General features: G+C 66.8%; 14 protein-coding genes. 8 read left to right on the top strand and 6 right to left on the bottom strand.

The annotated features are described in order from the left end of the window. Positions 1–83: 83 nt before the first annotated feature. The 3 genes from BMY25_RS01035 to thrC are packed head-to-tail and all read right to left on the bottom strand — an operon-like array spanning position 84 to position 3,378. A complete protein-coding gene (locus BMY25_RS01035) occupies positions 84–668 on the bottom strand; it encodes a GNAT family N-acetyltransferase (protein WP_092494732.1) in 585 nt (194 codons plus the stop codon). Between the two features lie 3 nt (positions 669–671). After that, a complete protein-coding gene (locus tag BMY25_RS01040; protein ID WP_092494733.1) occupies positions 672–1,967 on the bottom strand; it encodes a M16 family metallopeptidase in 1,296 nt (431 codons plus the stop codon). Between the two features lie 7 nt (positions 1,968–1,974). Beyond that, positions 1,975–3,378, bottom strand: coding sequence for a threonine synthase (gene thrC, locus BMY25_RS01045; protein WP_092494734.1), 1,404 nt, complete (start codon positions 3,376–3,378; stop codon positions 1,975–1,977). A gap of 159 nt (positions 3,379–3,537) precedes the next feature. On the opposite strand from thrC, the gene BMY25_RS01050 reads away from it, so the two are divergent. The 4 genes from BMY25_RS01050 (at position 3,538) to BMY25_RS01065 (ending at position 5,548) form a co-directional block, all read left to right on the top strand. Then, positions 3,538–3,744, top strand: coding sequence for a hypothetical protein (locus BMY25_RS01050; protein WP_238858074.1), 207 nt, complete (start codon positions 3,538–3,540; stop codon positions 3,742–3,744). 44 nt (positions 3,745–3,788) lie between these two features. Further along, positions 3,789–4,469, top strand: coding sequence for an HAD family hydrolase (locus tag BMY25_RS01055; protein ID WP_092494735.1), 681 nt, complete (start codon positions 3,789–3,791; stop codon positions 4,467–4,469). Further along, positions 4,448–4,978 (top strand): 2'-5' RNA ligase family protein, encoded by a 531-nt coding sequence (locus BMY25_RS01060; RefSeq protein WP_238858075.1) that lies wholly within the window; start codon positions 4,448–4,450, stop codon positions 4,976–4,978. Before BMY25_RS01055 ends, BMY25_RS01060 begins: the two co-directional genes overlap by 22 nt. Positions 4,979–5,155: 177 nt before the next feature. Further along, positions 5,156–5,548 (top strand): winged helix-turn-helix transcriptional regulator, encoded by a 393-nt coding sequence (locus BMY25_RS01065; protein ID WP_092494736.1) that lies wholly within the window; start codon positions 5,156–5,158, stop codon positions 5,546–5,548. Positions 5,549–5,637: 89 nt separating this feature from the next. On the opposite strand, the gene BMY25_RS01070 is transcribed toward BMY25_RS01065, so the two are convergent. Next, a complete protein-coding gene (locus tag BMY25_RS01070; protein ID WP_092494737.1) occupies positions 5,638–6,288 on the bottom strand; it encodes a hypothetical protein in 651 nt (216 codons plus the stop codon). Positions 6,289–6,442: 154 nt separating this feature from the next. On the opposite strand from BMY25_RS01070, the gene BMY25_RS01075 reads away from it, so the two are divergent. Continuing rightward, a complete protein-coding gene (locus tag BMY25_RS01075) occupies positions 6,443–7,570 on the top strand; it encodes a site-specific DNA-methyltransferase (RefSeq protein WP_092494738.1) in 1,128 nt (375 codons plus the stop codon). A gap of 378 nt (positions 7,571–7,948) precedes the next feature. Here the strand turns inward: BMY25_RS01075 and BMY25_RS01080 are convergent, their stop codons facing one another. Both BMY25_RS01080 and mutY read right to left on the bottom strand, forming a co-directional pair. Then, on the bottom strand, positions 7,949–8,560 hold the full coding sequence (locus BMY25_RS01080) for an HAD family hydrolase (RefSeq protein WP_092494739.1): 612 nt from the start codon (positions 8,558–8,560) through the stop codon (positions 7,949–7,951). Next, positions 8,557–9,729 carry an A/G-specific adenine glycosylase gene (gene mutY / locus BMY25_RS01085; RefSeq protein ID WP_092494740.1) on the bottom strand — a complete coding sequence of 391 codons (1,173 nt, stop codon included), beginning with the start codon at positions 9,727–9,729 and terminating at the stop codon, positions 8,557–8,559. Before mutY ends, BMY25_RS01080 begins: the two co-directional genes overlap by 4 nt. A 64-nt stretch (positions 9,730–9,793) precedes the next feature. Here mutY and BMY25_RS01090 point away from each other — a divergent pair, with 64 nt between their 5' ends. From BMY25_RS01090 to BMY25_RS01100, 3 genes are all read left to right on the top strand, one after another. Beyond that, entirely contained in the window at positions 9,794–10,255 is a 462-nt protein-coding gene (locus BMY25_RS01090) for a DUF721 domain-containing protein (RefSeq protein WP_092494741.1), read from the top strand. Positions 10,256–10,359: 104 nt separating this feature from the next. Beyond that, a complete protein-coding gene (locus BMY25_RS01095) occupies positions 10,360–11,091 on the top strand; it encodes a DsbA family protein (protein WP_177176640.1) in 732 nt (243 codons plus the stop codon). A 36-nt stretch (positions 11,092–11,127) separates the two neighbouring features. Continuing rightward, the gene (locus tag BMY25_RS01100; RefSeq protein WP_092494743.1) at positions 11,128–14,589 is read left to right on the top strand and encodes an AAA family ATPase; all 3,462 of its coding nucleotides are present in this window, start codon (positions 11,128–11,130) and stop codon (positions 14,587–14,589) included. Positions 14,590–14,641: the final 52 nt, after the last annotated feature.

The following is a 14,641-nucleotide window of genomic DNA, read 5'->3' on the forward strand; positions in this document are numbered from 1 at the left end:
GTGCACCGCGAACTCCCGAATTGAGGCTGCTAAGAAGTCAGTAATGGTGTGGCAGCAGTATCACAAGCGAGGAAATTCCGCGCTCACAGCCTTGGGTCGTTGGCGAGGAGTCCGAAGACGAGATGGTCCTGCCACTGGCCGTTGATGCAGACCAGCCCACGGGCCAGTCCTTCGCGCCCAAATCCGACCTTTTCGAGGAGCCGGATGGAAGGGCCGTTATGCGGGAGGCAGGCGGCCTCCAGCCGGTGGAGGTGGAGGACGTTGAAGGCGAAGGGCACGACGGCCCTCAGCGCCGCGCTCATGTAGCCCCTGTTGGCGTGGCGGACGTTCATCCAGTAGCCCACCGTCGCCGTCTGCGTCATGCCACGGGTGACCGACGACAGCGTCAGGCCACCAAGCAGGGCGTGGTCGGCTTCGCGCAGCAGCAGGAAGGGATAGGCCCGGTCTTCCCTGATCTCGAAGTGATAGCGCCGGATCCGGCGCCGGAATGAGGCGCGGGTGAGGTCGTCCGCCGGCCAGGTGGGCTCCCACGGCGTGAGGAACTGCCGGCTTTCCTCTCGCGCCTGCGCCCATACGGAGTAATCCGTCAGGTTGGGCGCGCGAAGATAGACACCCTTCCCGGACACGACCGGCATCTCGTAGGACGAGGTGGCGCGCAGGAAGGCCATGGGTCAATGCGACTCTGCCTGCGCCATCTCGCTGGTGCGGAACTCGCGGAGCTGATGCGCGATCGACTCCATGTCCGGCAGCGGTGCGACCGGGCCGATCGCCGCCAGCGTCGGCGTGGTGCCGAGCATGCCGGCCGCCATCTCAGCGATATCCCGGGCGGTGACGGCCTCGATCTTGCTCACGATCTCTTCCAGCGGCAAAGGCCGGCCATGGATCAGGAGATGACGGGCGATCTGGCCCGCGCGCGCGATCGGGCTTTCCAGCGTCATCAGCAGGCCGGCACGAGTCTGCGCCTTCGCGCGCTCCAGTTCCTCCGCCGTCACACCGTCGGTGAGCTTGCGCAGTTCGTCGACGATGACGGGGACCATTTCACCCAGCACGTCTTCCGACGTCGCGGCGCTGATGCCGAAGAGGCCGGTATCGGCGAAAGGCCAGTGAAACGAACTTATCGAATAGCAGAGGCCGCGGTTCTCTCGCACTTCCTGAAAGAGCCGCGAGGCCATGCCGCCGCCCAGGATCGACGAGAGCAGGTGGGCGGGATGAAGGTCCTTCTCGCGGAAGGAGGGGCCGCGAAAGCCGAGCAGGATCTGCGCTTCCTGAAGCTCCTTTTCCTCGACCCACTGGCCGCCTTTGTAGACCCCGGGCTCGGCGGCGGGCGCAGGCTCGCCGGAAACGTCGCCCAGCGCCTTGACGATGAAATTCACCATCGCGTCGTGGTCGAGGTTGCCGGCCGCCGAGATGATGATCTGCGGTCCGCGATAATGCTCGCCCAGGAACTTGCGGAGATCCTTGGCGCGGAGAGCGCGGACGGAGTCCGGTGTCCCGAGGATGCTGCGGCCGATCGGCTGATCCGGGAACGCCGCCTGCTGGAAATAATCGAAGACGAGGTCCTCGGGCGTATCCAGCGCCGCGCCGATTTCCTGGATGATCACGCGCTGCTCGCGCACGAGTTCGCCCGGATCGAAGGTCGCGTTGCGGACGATGTCGCTGAGAACGTCGAGGCCGAGCAGCAGGTCGTCCTTGAGGAGCCGGACGTAATAGGCGGTGTGGTCGACGCTGGTTTCCGCGTTGATCTCGCCGCCGACCGCCTCGATGGCCTCGGCGATCTCGCGGGCGCTGCGCGTCTTCGTCCCCTTGAAGGCCATGTGCTCCAGGAGGTGGGAGATGCCGTGCTCGCGCAGCGTCTCGAACCGGGCGCCGGTGCCCACCCAGATGCCGAGCGCGACGCTTTCCAGATGCGGCATGTTTTCCGTGGCGACGGAGATGCCGTTGTCGAGCCGGGTGACCCTGACTGTCATGCCAACCTCAGTGGGTTTTAACGGCGCGGGTCTGCGCAAGAATGGCGTCCTTGATCCGGCCGAGTTCGGCGGGCAGCACGTCGTAGCGTTCGTCGCGGTGCATCATCGGCTCCGCCCATTCCGGCAGCGGCGGGTGGATGCCGCAGGCCGCCTTCACCGCGTCCGGGAACTTGGCGGGGTGCGCGGTGGAAAGCGTGATCATCGGGGTCGCCGGTTCGCGGTTCCGCTCGGCCACCGCGACGCCGACCGCCGTATGCGGATCGATCACCATGCCGGTTTCGGCGTGGACGCGGCTGATGGTGCTGGCGGTTTCCGCCTCGTCGCAGGCGCCGGACGCGAAGACCGGGCCAAGCGCCTCATGCGCGGCTTGGCCCAGCGTGAAGGCGCCGGACTGGCCGAGCCCCGCCATGTGACGGCGAACCGTCTCGCCTTCGCGCATCTCGGCCTCGAAGAGCAGTCGCTCGAAATTGGAGGAGACCTGGATGTCCATGGACGGCGACGAGCTCGGCACCACGCCACGGACCTCGTAGCGGCCGCTGGCGAAGGTCCGGTGCAGGATGTCGTTGGTGTTGGTGGCGATCACCAGCCGCTCGATGGGCAGGCCCATCTTCATCGCGACATAGCCGGCGAAGACATTGCCGAAATTGCCGGTGGGCACGGTGAAGGAGACGGGCCGGTGCGGCGCGCCGAGCGCCACGGCGGAATAGAAATAATAGACAGCCTGCGCGACGATACGGCCCCAGTTGATGGAGTTGACGCCGGAAAGATGCACTTCCTCGCGGAAGGCGAAGTCGTTGAACATCGCCTTCACCAGCGCCTGCGCATCGTCGAACGTGCCTTCGATGGCGATCGCCTGCACGTTGGAGTCCGCCACGGTCGTCATCTGCCGGCGCTGCACCGCCGAAACGCGGCCATCGGGGAAGAGGATCGCGATATCCACCCGCTCGCGGCCACGGAATGCCTCGATCGCCGCGCCGCCCGTGTCGCCGGATGTGGCGCCGACGATGGTCGCGCGCTGGCCGCGTTCGGCCAGGATATGATCCATCAACCGGGCCAGAAACTGCATCGCCACGTCCTTGAAGGCGAGCGTCGGGCCGTGGAAGAGCTCCAGCAGGAAGTGATTTTCCGCGAGCTGCGTCAGCGGCGTCACCGCCCGGTGGCGGAACGTCGAATAGGCGTCGTCCAGCAATCCGCGCAAGACGTCGTCCGCGATCTCGCCGCCGACGAAGCGGCTGATGATGCGGAACGCCACTTCCGGATAAGGCAGGCCGGCGAGGTCCGCGATCTCGGCCTTCGTGAGTTCCGGCCAGCTTTCCGGCAGGTAAAGGCCGCCGTCGCGGGCCAGCCCGGTCAGAACGACATCGCGGAAACCGAGAACCGGTGCTTCACCGCGGGTCGACACATATCGCAAGGGCGCAAACTCCCGAAATTTTCCCGTCATGTTAACGCCCGGCCGCCGGTGCGGCAAGCAACTCTCGGGCGGCGGGTGGTCCTGAATCGGCGGGACAATCGAGCGCGCCCTGCAACTTCCTCAGGGCCGGAACGTTTGACGGCAAACGGGAGATGACGATTGAGCGACGCGAAGAAAGAGGGCGTGATCCGGGTTCCGGCCGATGTCGGGGACCTCGCGCCCGGCGACGAAACGGCGGCAGGCACGATCGGCAGCGGCGAGTCGCTCTGCCCCGCCTGCAACGGCACCGGCATGGTGGGCACCGACGATCCCTGCCCGAATTGCGGCGGCACGGGCAAGATCATCGAGGGAATTGGCGGTGGCTGAGCGGAAGGGCTTGCCGCGCACGTTCAGCCTGATAAACCCGGCCCATGCTTATCATCTTTGACTGCGACGGCGTGCTCGTCGATTCCGAAATCCTGGCGGCGAAGGTCGATGCGGAGATCCTGACGGAAATCGGCTACGAGATTTCGGCCGTCGAGGTCAGCCACCGCTTCGCCGGCCTCACCAACGAGCAGATCTTCAAGATCATCGGCGTGGAGATGGGCATCGAAATCCCGGAGGAGAAGGTCCGCGAAGCCGAGCGTCGCGTCGATGCGCGACTGGATGCCGAGCTGGAGCCTGTCGCGGGCGTGCAGGAAATGCTCGACATGCTCGACGACCCCCGCTGCATCTGCTCCAACTCGCGGTCGGACAGGCTGCGCCTTTCGCTGACGCGCACCGGGCTCTACGATCGCTTCCGCCCCTATATCTATTCCGCGCGCGAAGTGGCGGAGGGGCGGCCGAAGCCGGCGCCCGACGTCTATCTCTACGGCGCCGCGCAGTTCGACTCGTCGCCGGCCGACACGATCGTGATCGAGGATTCCGTGCACGGTGTGCATGGGGCGACCACCGCCGGCATGCGAGTGATCGGCTTCACCGGCGCGTCGCATTCCTGGCCCGGCCATGCGGATGCGCTGACGGAAGCGGGCGCGGTCACCGTCATCAACCGGCTGGCCGAGCTGCCCGCCACCATCGAGGCGCTCAAGGCTTGGAACCCGCAGGCGGTCTGAGCGCCAACCAGCCTTTCGTCCTGACGCTGGAGCTGGATCCCCGCAGCTTCGGCTTTTTCGACGCGCTGCGGCGGGCGCATTTCCCCGCCGGGCGCAACCTGATTCCGGCGCATCTCACGCTGTTTCATCAGCTTCCCGCCGCCCGCGCCCGCGAGGTCAAGCATCTGCTGGCGCTCGCCGCCTCCGGGCAGGCGCCTATCGACCTGCGCAATGCCGGGCCGAAATCCATCGGCCGGGGCGTCGCCTTCAATCTGGTTTCGCCGGCGCTCCTGTCGCTGCATCGCCGTTTGCAGGCGGAGTTCGCGCCCTGGCTGGTGCCGCAGGACGGGGGCGGCCTGCATCCGCATGTGACGGTCCAGAACAAGGTTTCGCATCTGGAGGCGGAGGCGCTCAGGAAAACGCTGTCGGCCGAAAGCTGGCCGGAAACCGTGACGGGAACCGGCCTGCATCTTTGGCGATATCTGAACGGTCCGTGGGAAAGCGTGAAGCTTTTCCGCTTCGCCCGGTAATTTTTTCGCTACCATCCACCGGTATTCGGGCCTGCCGCCGCCGGTTAATAAGGCGACCTTAGAAAATAATTCTATTCAAAGACTCGAATCTTTCCTCCGAAAACACTAGGTTCTGTCTAGAGATTGTCACTCCGGAGCAGACGAAGAACCGCCCGGACGGCGAGAGGGAAGATGAAAATGGCTATGCGGAAGCAGGGCGAGACAGTGAGTGAATGCTCCATCCGGGACGTGCTCGACCGGATCGGGGACCGCTGGAGCCTCCTGATCCTCCAGACGCTCGCGCCGGGACGGCTTCGCTTCACGGTGCTCAAGCGCGAGATCGGGGATATTTCGCAGCGCATGCTGGCCCAGACGCTGCGCCGGCTGGAGCAGGACGGGTTCGTCACGCGCACGGTGCATCCGAGCATTCCGCCGCGCGTGGACTACGAGCTGACGCTGCTCGGCCGCTCCGCGCTGGGCCCGCTTGAGGCGCTGATCAACTGGGCCAAGGAAAACCACGACGCCGTCCGTGCCGCCCGCGAGGCCTATGTGCCGCCGCTGGCGCAGGAGCCGGTGCCGGAAGAAGCCTGAACCAGGGGAACCCAACCGACAGGTCCGGGTCCGTGCCCGGCGACATCATCGGAATATGAAAACGGCCGCTTTCGCGGCCGTTTCTGTTCTCAGTCGTTGCCGCGCGTGACGTCGGAGAACGTCACCGCCTTGGTCGACTTCGCGATCTTGCCGGTCGGATCCAGCCCGTGCGAGGACTCGTCGAAGCCGACATAGATCAGGTAGTCGCGCGCGTCGCCGGGGCTGGGCACGGTGACCTCGTGGACCTCACGGAAGACCGTGTTGCCGCCCGCCGCCAGGTCCGCCGCAACGGGGTAGATGTTGGAGGCGAAGACCTTCTCCTGGTACTTCACCACGGCCACGCGCAGCGGTGCGGACACATGCCCGGGCGTGCCCTTCGGCCCGGAGATGATACGGCCCGAAACGCCGATCCGCAGCGTCAGCGTGCCGTCGGGATTGTAGAGGCACTCGCGCACGGCGTCGCCGATGGAGGCCTGCCAGACCAGAGAGTTGGGATCGCCCTGCTTGCCCGTCGGGAAGCGCTGCAGGATCTGCGTGCCCTCGCGGATCTGCACCGCCGGGCAATAATCGGGACCGAGATAGGTACGCGGATCGACCTGCTTGTCCGCCGTCTTCGTCGGCGTCGCCGCGGTGCCGGTTCCGCCGCTGCCCATGCCCATGCAGCCCGCGAGCGACATCGCCATGGCCGCCGGAACGGCGACCTTCAGACCGGACAGGAGAACCGAATTCGTCTTACGCATGCACAGACCCCCGTGACATTCCCGAGGCTCTATATCAGCCCGCGTTCGGTATTTTAAGGCCGCTCCGTCATTAACTTTCTCTTTACCCTGTTCTTCAACCGATCCTTCACCCTGTTCGGTAACCATGCTCCTGTCACCACGGAGCCCAGAGTTCATGCGTTTCGAAGCCGTGCAGCGGAATGAAGTCACCGCGAATCCTCTTCTCGACACCATTCTTCAAGGCGATTGCATCAGCACGCTCGAGCGGCTCCCGGCCAACAGCGTGGACCTCGTCTTTGCCGATCCGCCCTACAATCTCCAGCTTGCCGGCGACCTGCACCGGCCGGACCAGTCCAAGGTCGATGCCGTGGACGACGAGTGGGACCGTTTCGCCGATTTCGCCACCTATGACGCTTTCACCCGCGCCTGGCTGCTCGCCTGCCGCCGGGTGCTGAAGCCGACGGGCACGCTCTGGGTCATCGGCTCCTATCACAACATCTTCCGCGTCGGCGCGATCCTGCAGGATCTTGGCTTCTGGGTGCTGAACGATATCGTCTGGCGCAAGACCAACCCGATGCCGAATTTCCGGGGCCGGCGTTTCGCCAACGCGCATGAGACGCTGATCTGGGCAGCACCCCAGCAAAGCGCCAAGCAGTACACCTTTAACTACGACGCCCTTAAGGCCTTCAACGACGACTTGCAGATGCGCTCCGACTGGGTGCTGCCGATCTGCACCGGCGAGGAGCGGCTGAAGGACGAGGCGGGGCAGAAGGTGCACCCGACGCAAAAGCCGGAATCGCTGCTTTATCGCGTGCTGCTCTCCACGACACGGCCGGGCCAGGTTGTGCTCGACCCGTTCTTCGGCACGGGCACGACCGGCGCCGTCGCCAAGAAGCTCGGCCGCCACTTCATCGGCGTGGAGCGGGACAGCACCTATATCGAAGCGGCCCGGAAGCGGATCGATGCCGTGGTCCCGGCCTCCGGCGCGGTCCTGAAGGTCGTGGAAGGCAAGCGCGCCGCTCCGCGCGTTCCCTTCGGCTCGCTCCTGGAAGCGGGGCTGATCGCGGTGGGCGATACGCTGACCGACCCCAAGAAGAAGCACAAGGCGACGGTGCGCGCCGACGGCTCGCTGGTTTGCGAGTCCGGGCGGGGAAGCCACGAAGGCTCCATCCATCGCGTCGGCGCGGCGGTTCAGGGGCTTGAGGCCTGCAACGGCTGGACCTTCTGGCACACGGAAACCGGCGGCGCCTTCCAGCCGATCGACGCGCTTCGCGAAGAAGTCCGCCGCGGCATGGGTCCCTGAACGCGGAGGGGACCGGCTTTCCTGTCGGTCCCGGCTTGAGCCTCAGCGCGGAAAACGTGCGCAGGAGGGCAGGTCCTGCGCTCTGGCCATCCAGCCGATCCGCTCGGCTACCTGCACCTGCATCATTTCCATGCCGCGAAACTGTTCGTTGGTGAAAAACAGGCCGGTGCCGCAGATGGACCGTCGGCCAATTCGTAGAGCTTCACCTCGTCAAGGACCGAAACCTGATCGGCCGGTATCGCCGCCCATGCGAGCATCGGTACGCCCGACTGCCGGCGGCGATCCTCGCGATCGCAGAGGGCCGCGGAGACCGCCTGATCCGGCACGTCGAACTGAACGGCGCCGCAATGACGGTGACCGTGCAGCAGAGGGCGTTCCTTAGATTGCGATGCCGTAGCGGGCGAGATCGCGGCGCAGGCCCTCGGGATCGGTGAAGACTTCCGCGTTCCACCCGGCGGCGCGCGCCGCCGCCACGTTTCGCTCCATATCGTCGAAGAACAACGTCGCGGACGGCTCCAGCCCGAATGCGCGGGCATGTTCTTCGTAGATCGCCGGATCCGGCTTGATCAGCCGCTTCTCGCCGGACACGGTCACGCCGCGGAAAATCCGCAGGAATGGATATTCCGGCACGGTGATCTGGAATAAGTCCTGGTTGAAGTTGGTGAGGGCCGTGACGTCGCGACCGTCCGCCACCAGTCGCTCCAGAATCTCCACCGTCCCCCCGATCGCGCCCGGCAGCATCTCCAGCCACTCCGTCTTGTATGCGCGGATCAGGTCCTCGTGCTCGGGATGCCTGGCGACGAGTTCCGCGATCGCCTCGTCCACCGGCACGCCTTCGTCGAGCCGGTGATGCCATGCATCGGAGCAGATTTCGGTGAGGAAGTGCCGCCGCTTCACCGCGTCCGGGATCAGCCGGCGATAGGGACGCTCGCGCTCCCAGTGCAGCAGGACATTGCCGATGTCGAAGACGATGTGGCGGATCTCGTTCATTTGGCTTTCCTGTTTGTTGCGGCCCTGTCGGCGAGGGGGCTTTGTGAGGGACGGGGGCGCGTCGCTCCGGGATAGGCTGCTTCGATGGCCTTCTTCATCAGGCTCGGCAGCGCCTCGTCCGGAGTGTCGGCGACAGGCGACCACCACGTGCCATCCGGCGCCGGGACGTCGCGATCGATCTCGGCGCGGTGAACCGTGAGGATCAGGTGGAAATGCGTGAACGTATGCTCCACCGTGCCGGCCACTTCCTGCCAGTCGACGCCAAGCGGCGGCTGCACCGCCTCGCCGTCGCTCCGCGCCGTCCAGTCCGAGCCAGGCACTTCCGTCATGCCGCCAAGGAGGCCTCGTCCCTCGCGCCGGCGCAGCAGCAGTGCGCCGTCCGTGCGCCGCGCGACGAAAGCGAGGCCGCGGCGCACCGGACGTTCCTTCTTCGCCGCCTTTACGGGATAGGCTTCCTCCTCGCCCGCGAGATGCGCCCGGCAGTTCGCCGACCAGGGGCAGAGAATGCAGGCGGGCTTGCGCGGCGTGCAGATAGTCGCGCCGAGATCCATGGTCGCTTCCGCGAACTCGCCCGGCCGGTCCTGCGGCACCAGCGGCTGGAGCAGCGCGCGGATCCCGGCCTTGGCCGCCGGAAGCGGCTCGCCCACCTCGAAGACCCGGCTGATCACCCGCTCCACATTGCCGTCGACCACCGCGATCGGCTCGTCGAAAGCGATCGCCGCGATCGCGGCCGAGGTATAGGCGCCGATGCCGGGCAGGGTGGAAAGGTCGGCGGCATTGGGCGGAAACGCGCCGCCGTGCTGTTCCGCGACAGTGCGGGCGCAGGCATGCAGATTGCGGGCGCGGGAATAATAGCCGAGCCCCGCCCACGCGGCCATCACATCGGTTTCCGCTGCGGTCGCGAGGTCGCCGACCGTGGGCCACCGGGTCGTGAACTTGAGGAAATAGGGAGCGACGGCCTTCACCGTCGTCTGTTGCAGCATCACCTCGGAAAGCCAGATCCGGTAGGGATCTGCGCGTTCGCCCGCCCGCCGCGCGGCGGGACCGATCCGCCAGGGCAGGGCCCGGGCATGGCGGTCGTACCATGAAAGCAGGTCGGCCGCTTTCGGCGGTGGGGGAGGGGGCGACGGCTTTCCCCGGGATCGGGCTTCCGCTAAGGTCGGGTTCATCCATTCCAGTAGGCGGCAGCGCAGCCTTAGCGCAAGGCCGCCCGCAAGGTTCGATCGTCGCTCCATGGCCAGTCCGCGTGCCCCTCAGTCCAAGTCGCTCGCCCAGCTGATCGGCGGCACGCTGGATCCGGTGATCCGCAAGCGCGGGCTGGCGCGCGTCGAGCTCCTGAGCTGGTGGCCGGATATCGTCGGTCCCGCTTATGCCGCGCATACGATCCCCGACCGCATCCGCTGGCCGCGCGACGGCAAGGCGGCGACGCTCACGCTGAAATGCGATCCCTCGCTGGCCCTGCAGCTTTCCTATGAGAAGGATCGCATCCGCGAGCGGCTGAACACCTTCCTCGGCTATCCCGCCGTCGGCGTGGTGAAGATCCTGCAGCAGCGCGTCGGGCGCAGCGAACCGCCGCCACCCAGGCCGCGCGTGCGGCCGGAAGACGAAGCACGGCTTGTCCGCGCCGTTTCAGCGGTGGATGGACCGCTGAAGGACTCGCTGCTGGAACTTGGCCGCGCCGTGCTGGCGCGCTAAGAGAACCGGCAATCCGGGGGCGCTGTGGCTAGAAATCGCCTTTGTTCGCTGCACAGATGCCGTCCGGGCCGGTCGATGCCGGCGGATCAGACAAGGATGAATCCATGAGCTTTCTTCATCGCCGGACCCTCTTCGCCGGCTGTGTCCTCGCCCTCGGCGCGGTCACCTCTCTGGTCGGCCCCGCCACGGCATTCGCCCAGGGTGCATCGACCGATGCGGCGAGCGGCGCGGCGACGCAGGCCCCCGGCGCGGCGCAGGGTGCCGATGCCGGCCAGGGCGGCAGCGATGTCGTCAGCACCACGGCGCTCTATTCCCCGAGCAAGCTCGGCGACAAGGTGCTGGGGAACGCGGACGCCAAGGTCACGGTCATTGAATATGCCTCGATGACCTGCCCGCATTGCGGTGACTTCTACCGAACCACCTTCGATAAGTTCAAGGAGAAGTACGTGGACAGCGGCAAGGTGAAGTTCATCTTCCGCGAGTTCCCGCTCGATGCCGGCGCCTATGCCGTCGCCATGCTCGGCCGCTGCGCCCCCGCCGACAAGTTCTATGAGATCGTTGACCTCTACTTCAAGAAGCAGAAGGACTGGGTCGTGGCCAAGGACCCCTATTCCGCGATCTTCGATATGGCCAAGCCTTACGGTTTTACCAAGGAAAGCTTCGACGCCTGCCTGTCGAATCAGGCACTCTTCGATGGCATGAATGCCGAGAAGGAACGGGCGAGCCAGAACTTCGGCGTTTCCGGCACCCCGACCTTCTTCATCAACGGCAAGCGCACCGTCGGGGAAATGACGATTGAGGACCTGGACAAGCAGATCCAGCCGCTGCTGCAGTAAGCGCCCGGTGCCCGGTCCTGCCGGCGAAATCCGGCGATGAAGTTCACCGGGCTCCGCATTCTCGGCTTCAAGACGTTCGTGGAGCCGACCCAGGTGCCGATCGAGCCGGGGTTGACCGGTATCATCGGCCCGAACGGCTGCGGCAAGTCCAATCTGGTGGAAGCGCTGCGCTTCGTCATGGGCGAAAGCTCGTACAAGGCGCTGCGCGGCTCCGGCATGGACGACGTGATCTTTTCCGGCTCCGGCAAGCGTCCGTCGCGCAACAATGCCGAGGTGACGCTTTATGCCGACCGGGAAGGCGTGCGCTCCGCGAGCATCGCCCCGGATGCCGACGCGCTGGAGATCAGCCGGAAGATCGAGCGGGAGCTGGGCTCCACCTACCGCGTCAACGGCCGCGAGGTCCGGGCCCGGGATGTGCAACTGCTCTTCGCGGACGTTGCCAGCGGCGCGCGTTCCTCCGCCATGGTGCGGCAGGGACAGATCGCGGAACTGATCGCGGCCAAGCCGACCCAGCGTCGCAGCATTCTTGAAGACGCGGCCGGCATTTCCGGCCTGCATTCCCGCCGCAACGAGGCGGAAGGCCGACTGAAGGCCGCCGAGACCAATCTCGAACGCCTCGACGATGTGATGAGCGAGATCGCCGGCCAGCTGGACGGGCTGAAGCGGCAGGCGCGACAGGCGGTCCGCTACCGCAATCTGTCCGACGAGATCCGCAAGACGGAAGCGGCGCTCTTTCTGGTTCGCTGGCAGGCGGCCTGTGCCCGCGTCGGCGAGGCGGAAGCCGTGCTTTCCAGCCTCTCCGCCGATGTCGCGACGGCCACGGCCGCGCAGGCGGAAGCCGCCCGCAACGAGGCGGTTTCCGCTTCAAGGCTTCCGTCGCTCCGGGAAAAGGCCGCAGGCGCGCGTGCTGCCGTTCATCGCCTTCGATCCTTCCGCGAGGAACTGGACCGCGAGGAGACGCGGCAGAAGGAACGCCGCGCCGAGCTCAGGCAGCGGCGCACGCAAGCGGTCTCCGACCTCGCGCATGAAACGGAAATCGAGGACGAGGCGAAGGCTGCTGCCGGGCAGATCGATGCCGAGGAGGAACGTCTCGTCGCCGAGCGTGCCGGCCTCAAAGACCGGATGACCGAGGCCACCGGCCATTCCGACCAGGCGGCGCTCCAGCTTCGCGAAGGGGAAACCGCGCTGGCCGGGGCGACGGCGGCGCTCGCCTCCGCTGCCGCCGAGCGTGCCGCTCGCAAGCGTGCCCTGAGCGAGGCGGAAGCCAAGCTTTCCCGCCTGAAATCGGAAGGGGAAAGCGCCCGGCGCGAATGCGCGAAGATCGAGGCGGAGCGTGCCTCCGACACGGCACTGGAGCAGGCGAAAGCGCGGTTCGCCACCGCCGAGGAAGCGCTGGCCGGCCTTGAAGCCTCCCAGCAGGCATTGGAAACGGGGCTTGCCGAGGCTCGCCAGGCCGAGCAGCGGGCCCGTCCGGCAAAGGATGAGGCGGACCGGGCGCTTGCCGCGCTGCAGACGGAAGCCCGGACCCTGTCGCGCATGCTGGAAGCCGAGCGTCCCGGCCGCTTCGCGCCGGTGATCGATGCGCTCGACGTCGACGAGGGTTATGAACAGGCTCTTGTCGCGGCCCTCGGCGACGACCTGGAAGCCTCGCTCGATCCCGCCGCGCCGAGCCATTGGGGCCCGGTCGCCAAGGGGTGGCTCGACCGCAATCTGCCGGCGGATACCGATTGTCTGGCCGATCATGTCCGCGGCCCGGATGTGCTGGCGCGCCGCCTGAAGCAGGTGGCGGTGATCGACGACGCTCAGGCCGAGGCGCTGGTCGAGCAGCTCTGGCCCGGGCAGCGGCTCGTTTCGCGCGAGGGGGGGCTCTGGCGCTGGGACGGCTTCCGTGTCCGCGCGGGGGCGCCGACCGCCGCGGCGAGACGGCTTGAACAAAAGAACCGGCTTTCCGCGTTGATCGGCGAAATCCGCTCTGCCCAGGACAAGGTCAAGGAGGCCGGCGAGGCGTTCGAAGCCGCGCGTCAGGCGCGCGCCTCTGCCGAGCGGGGCGAACAGGAAAACCGCAACGCGTCGCGTTCGGCGCGTCAGGCTCTCGACGCCGCGCGGGCCCATCTGGCGGAGGCCGAGCGCCGCGCAGGCCGCTTCGGGGAGCGTCTCTCGGCGCTTGCCGCCGCGCTTGCCCGCATCGAAGCCGATACCGCCCGCGCGGAAGCCGATCTCGCAACGGCGCGCGAGGCGCTGGACGCCACGCCTGAAACCCCGGCCCTGGAGGAGGCGCGCCGTGCCGCCTTGTCCCAGGTCGAACAACTTCGGCTCAAGGCCGGCGAGGCGCGGCTGGCGCTCGACCGCCTTACCGGTGAAGACCGGGTGGCGGAGCGCCGTCTTGGCGATCTCGCGGCCGACCGGGAGCGCTGGAAGCAGCGGGTCGCGCGCGCCACCACGCGCGTTGCCGAACTCACCGAGCGCCTGACCGGTCTGGACACCGAGATCTTCACGCTCGACCGCGAGCCCGAGCTCTTCGACGAGCGCCGGCGGAAGCTCCTGACGGAAACCGGCACGGCGGAGCTTGCGGCCCAGCTCGCCTCGGAAGCCGCGAACAACGCCGAGAAGGCGCATAAGCAGGCGGTGGAGAAAGCGCGGGAAGCGCTGGAAAACCTCTCGCGAGCGCGCGAAAAGCGAGCCCGCGACGAGGAGCGGGCGGAATCGGCCCGCCAGCGCCGCGATGAGATCACGGCGCAGATCCACGGCGCCTTCGGCAAGGCGCCGCAGGAACTGGCGGCCATCGCAGACCTCAGGCACGACAGCGCGCCGCTGCCGGAGCCCGCCGGGCTGGAAGCCCGTATCGAGCGGCTGAAGAGCGAGCGCGAGAAGCTCGGCATCGTCAATCTTCGTGCCGAGGAAGAAGCGGCCGAAATCGACACGCGGCTTGCCACCATGACCAGCGAACGCGGCGATGTGGAAGCCGCGATCCGGCGTCTGCGCCAGGGAATTCAGGATCTCAACCGCGAGGGGCGCGAACGTCTGCTCGCCGCCTTCACCGAGGTGGACGCCCACTTCCGCAGCCTCTTCACCCATCTCTTCGGCGGCGGCACGGCGGAACTCGCGCTGACGGAATCGGACGACCCGCTGGACGCGGGACTGGAGATCATCGCCCGCCCGCCCGGCAAGAAGCCCCAGATCATGACGCTGCTCTCCGGCGGCGAGCAGGCGCTGACGGCCATGTCGCTGATCTTCGCCGTCTTCCTCACCAATCCGTCCCCGCTCTGCGTGCTGGACGAGGTGGACGCGCCTTTGGACGACGCGAATGTCGAGCGATTCTGCGCGCTTCTGGAGGACATGCGCAAGCGCACCGAGACCCGCTTCCTGGTGATCACGCACAACCCGATCACCATGGCCCACATGGATCGCCTGTTCGGCGTCACCATGGCGGAGCGGGGCGTCTCCCAGCTGGTCTCGGTTGACCTCGAGACCGCGGAAGCCTTTCGGGAAGCAAGTTGAACCGGTCTATCCCGCCCATTTTCTACAGGGTGGTTAATCCTGAGCGGAATCA

The organism is Faunimonas pinastri, from assembly GCF_900110915.1.
In the GTDB taxonomy this organism is placed as follows: domain Bacteria; phylum Pseudomonadota; class Alphaproteobacteria; order Rhizobiales; family Afifellaceae; genus Faunimonas; species Faunimonas pinastri.

Bases quoted from the DNA above. Each gene is read 5' to 3' on its own strand.
- BMY25_RS01035 (WP_092494732.1), bottom strand. From the start codon at position 668: ATGGCCTTCCTGCGCGCCACCTCGTCCTACGAGATGCCGGTCGTGTCC.
- BMY25_RS01040 (WP_092494733.1), bottom strand. From the start codon at position 1,967: ATGACAGTCAGGGTCACCCGGCTCGACAACGGCATCTCCGTCGCCACG.
- BMY25_RS01055 (WP_092494735.1), top strand. From the start codon at position 3,789: ATGCTTATCATCTTTGACTGCGACGGCGTGCTCGTCGATTCCGAAATC.
- BMY25_RS01065 (WP_092494736.1), top strand. From the start codon at position 5,156: ATGGCTATGCGGAAGCAGGGCGAGACAGTGAGTGAATGCTCCATCCGG.
- BMY25_RS01070 (WP_092494737.1), bottom strand. From the start codon at position 6,288: ATGCGTAAGACGAATTCGGTTCTCCTGTCCGGTCTGAAGGTCGCCGTT.
- BMY25_RS01075 (WP_092494738.1), top strand. From the start codon at position 6,443: ATGCGTTTCGAAGCCGTGCAGCGGAATGAAGTCACCGCGAATCCTCTT.
- BMY25_RS01080 (WP_092494739.1), bottom strand. From the start codon at position 8,560: ATGAACGAGATCCGCCACATCGTCTTCGACATCGGCAATGTCCTGCTG.
- mutY (WP_092494740.1), bottom strand. From the start codon at position 9,729: ATGAACCCGACCTTAGCGGAAGCCCGATCCCGGGGAAAGCCGTCGCCC.
- BMY25_RS01090 (WP_092494741.1), top strand. From the start codon at position 9,794: ATGGCCAGTCCGCGTGCCCCTCAGTCCAAGTCGCTCGCCCAGCTGATC.
- BMY25_RS01095 (WP_177176640.1), top strand. From the start codon at position 10,360: ATGAGCTTTCTTCATCGCCGGACCCTCTTCGCCGGCTGTGTCCTCGCC.
- BMY25_RS01100 (WP_092494743.1), top strand. From the start codon at position 11,128: ATGAAGTTCACCGGGCTCCGCATTCTCGGCTTCAAGACGTTCGTGGAG.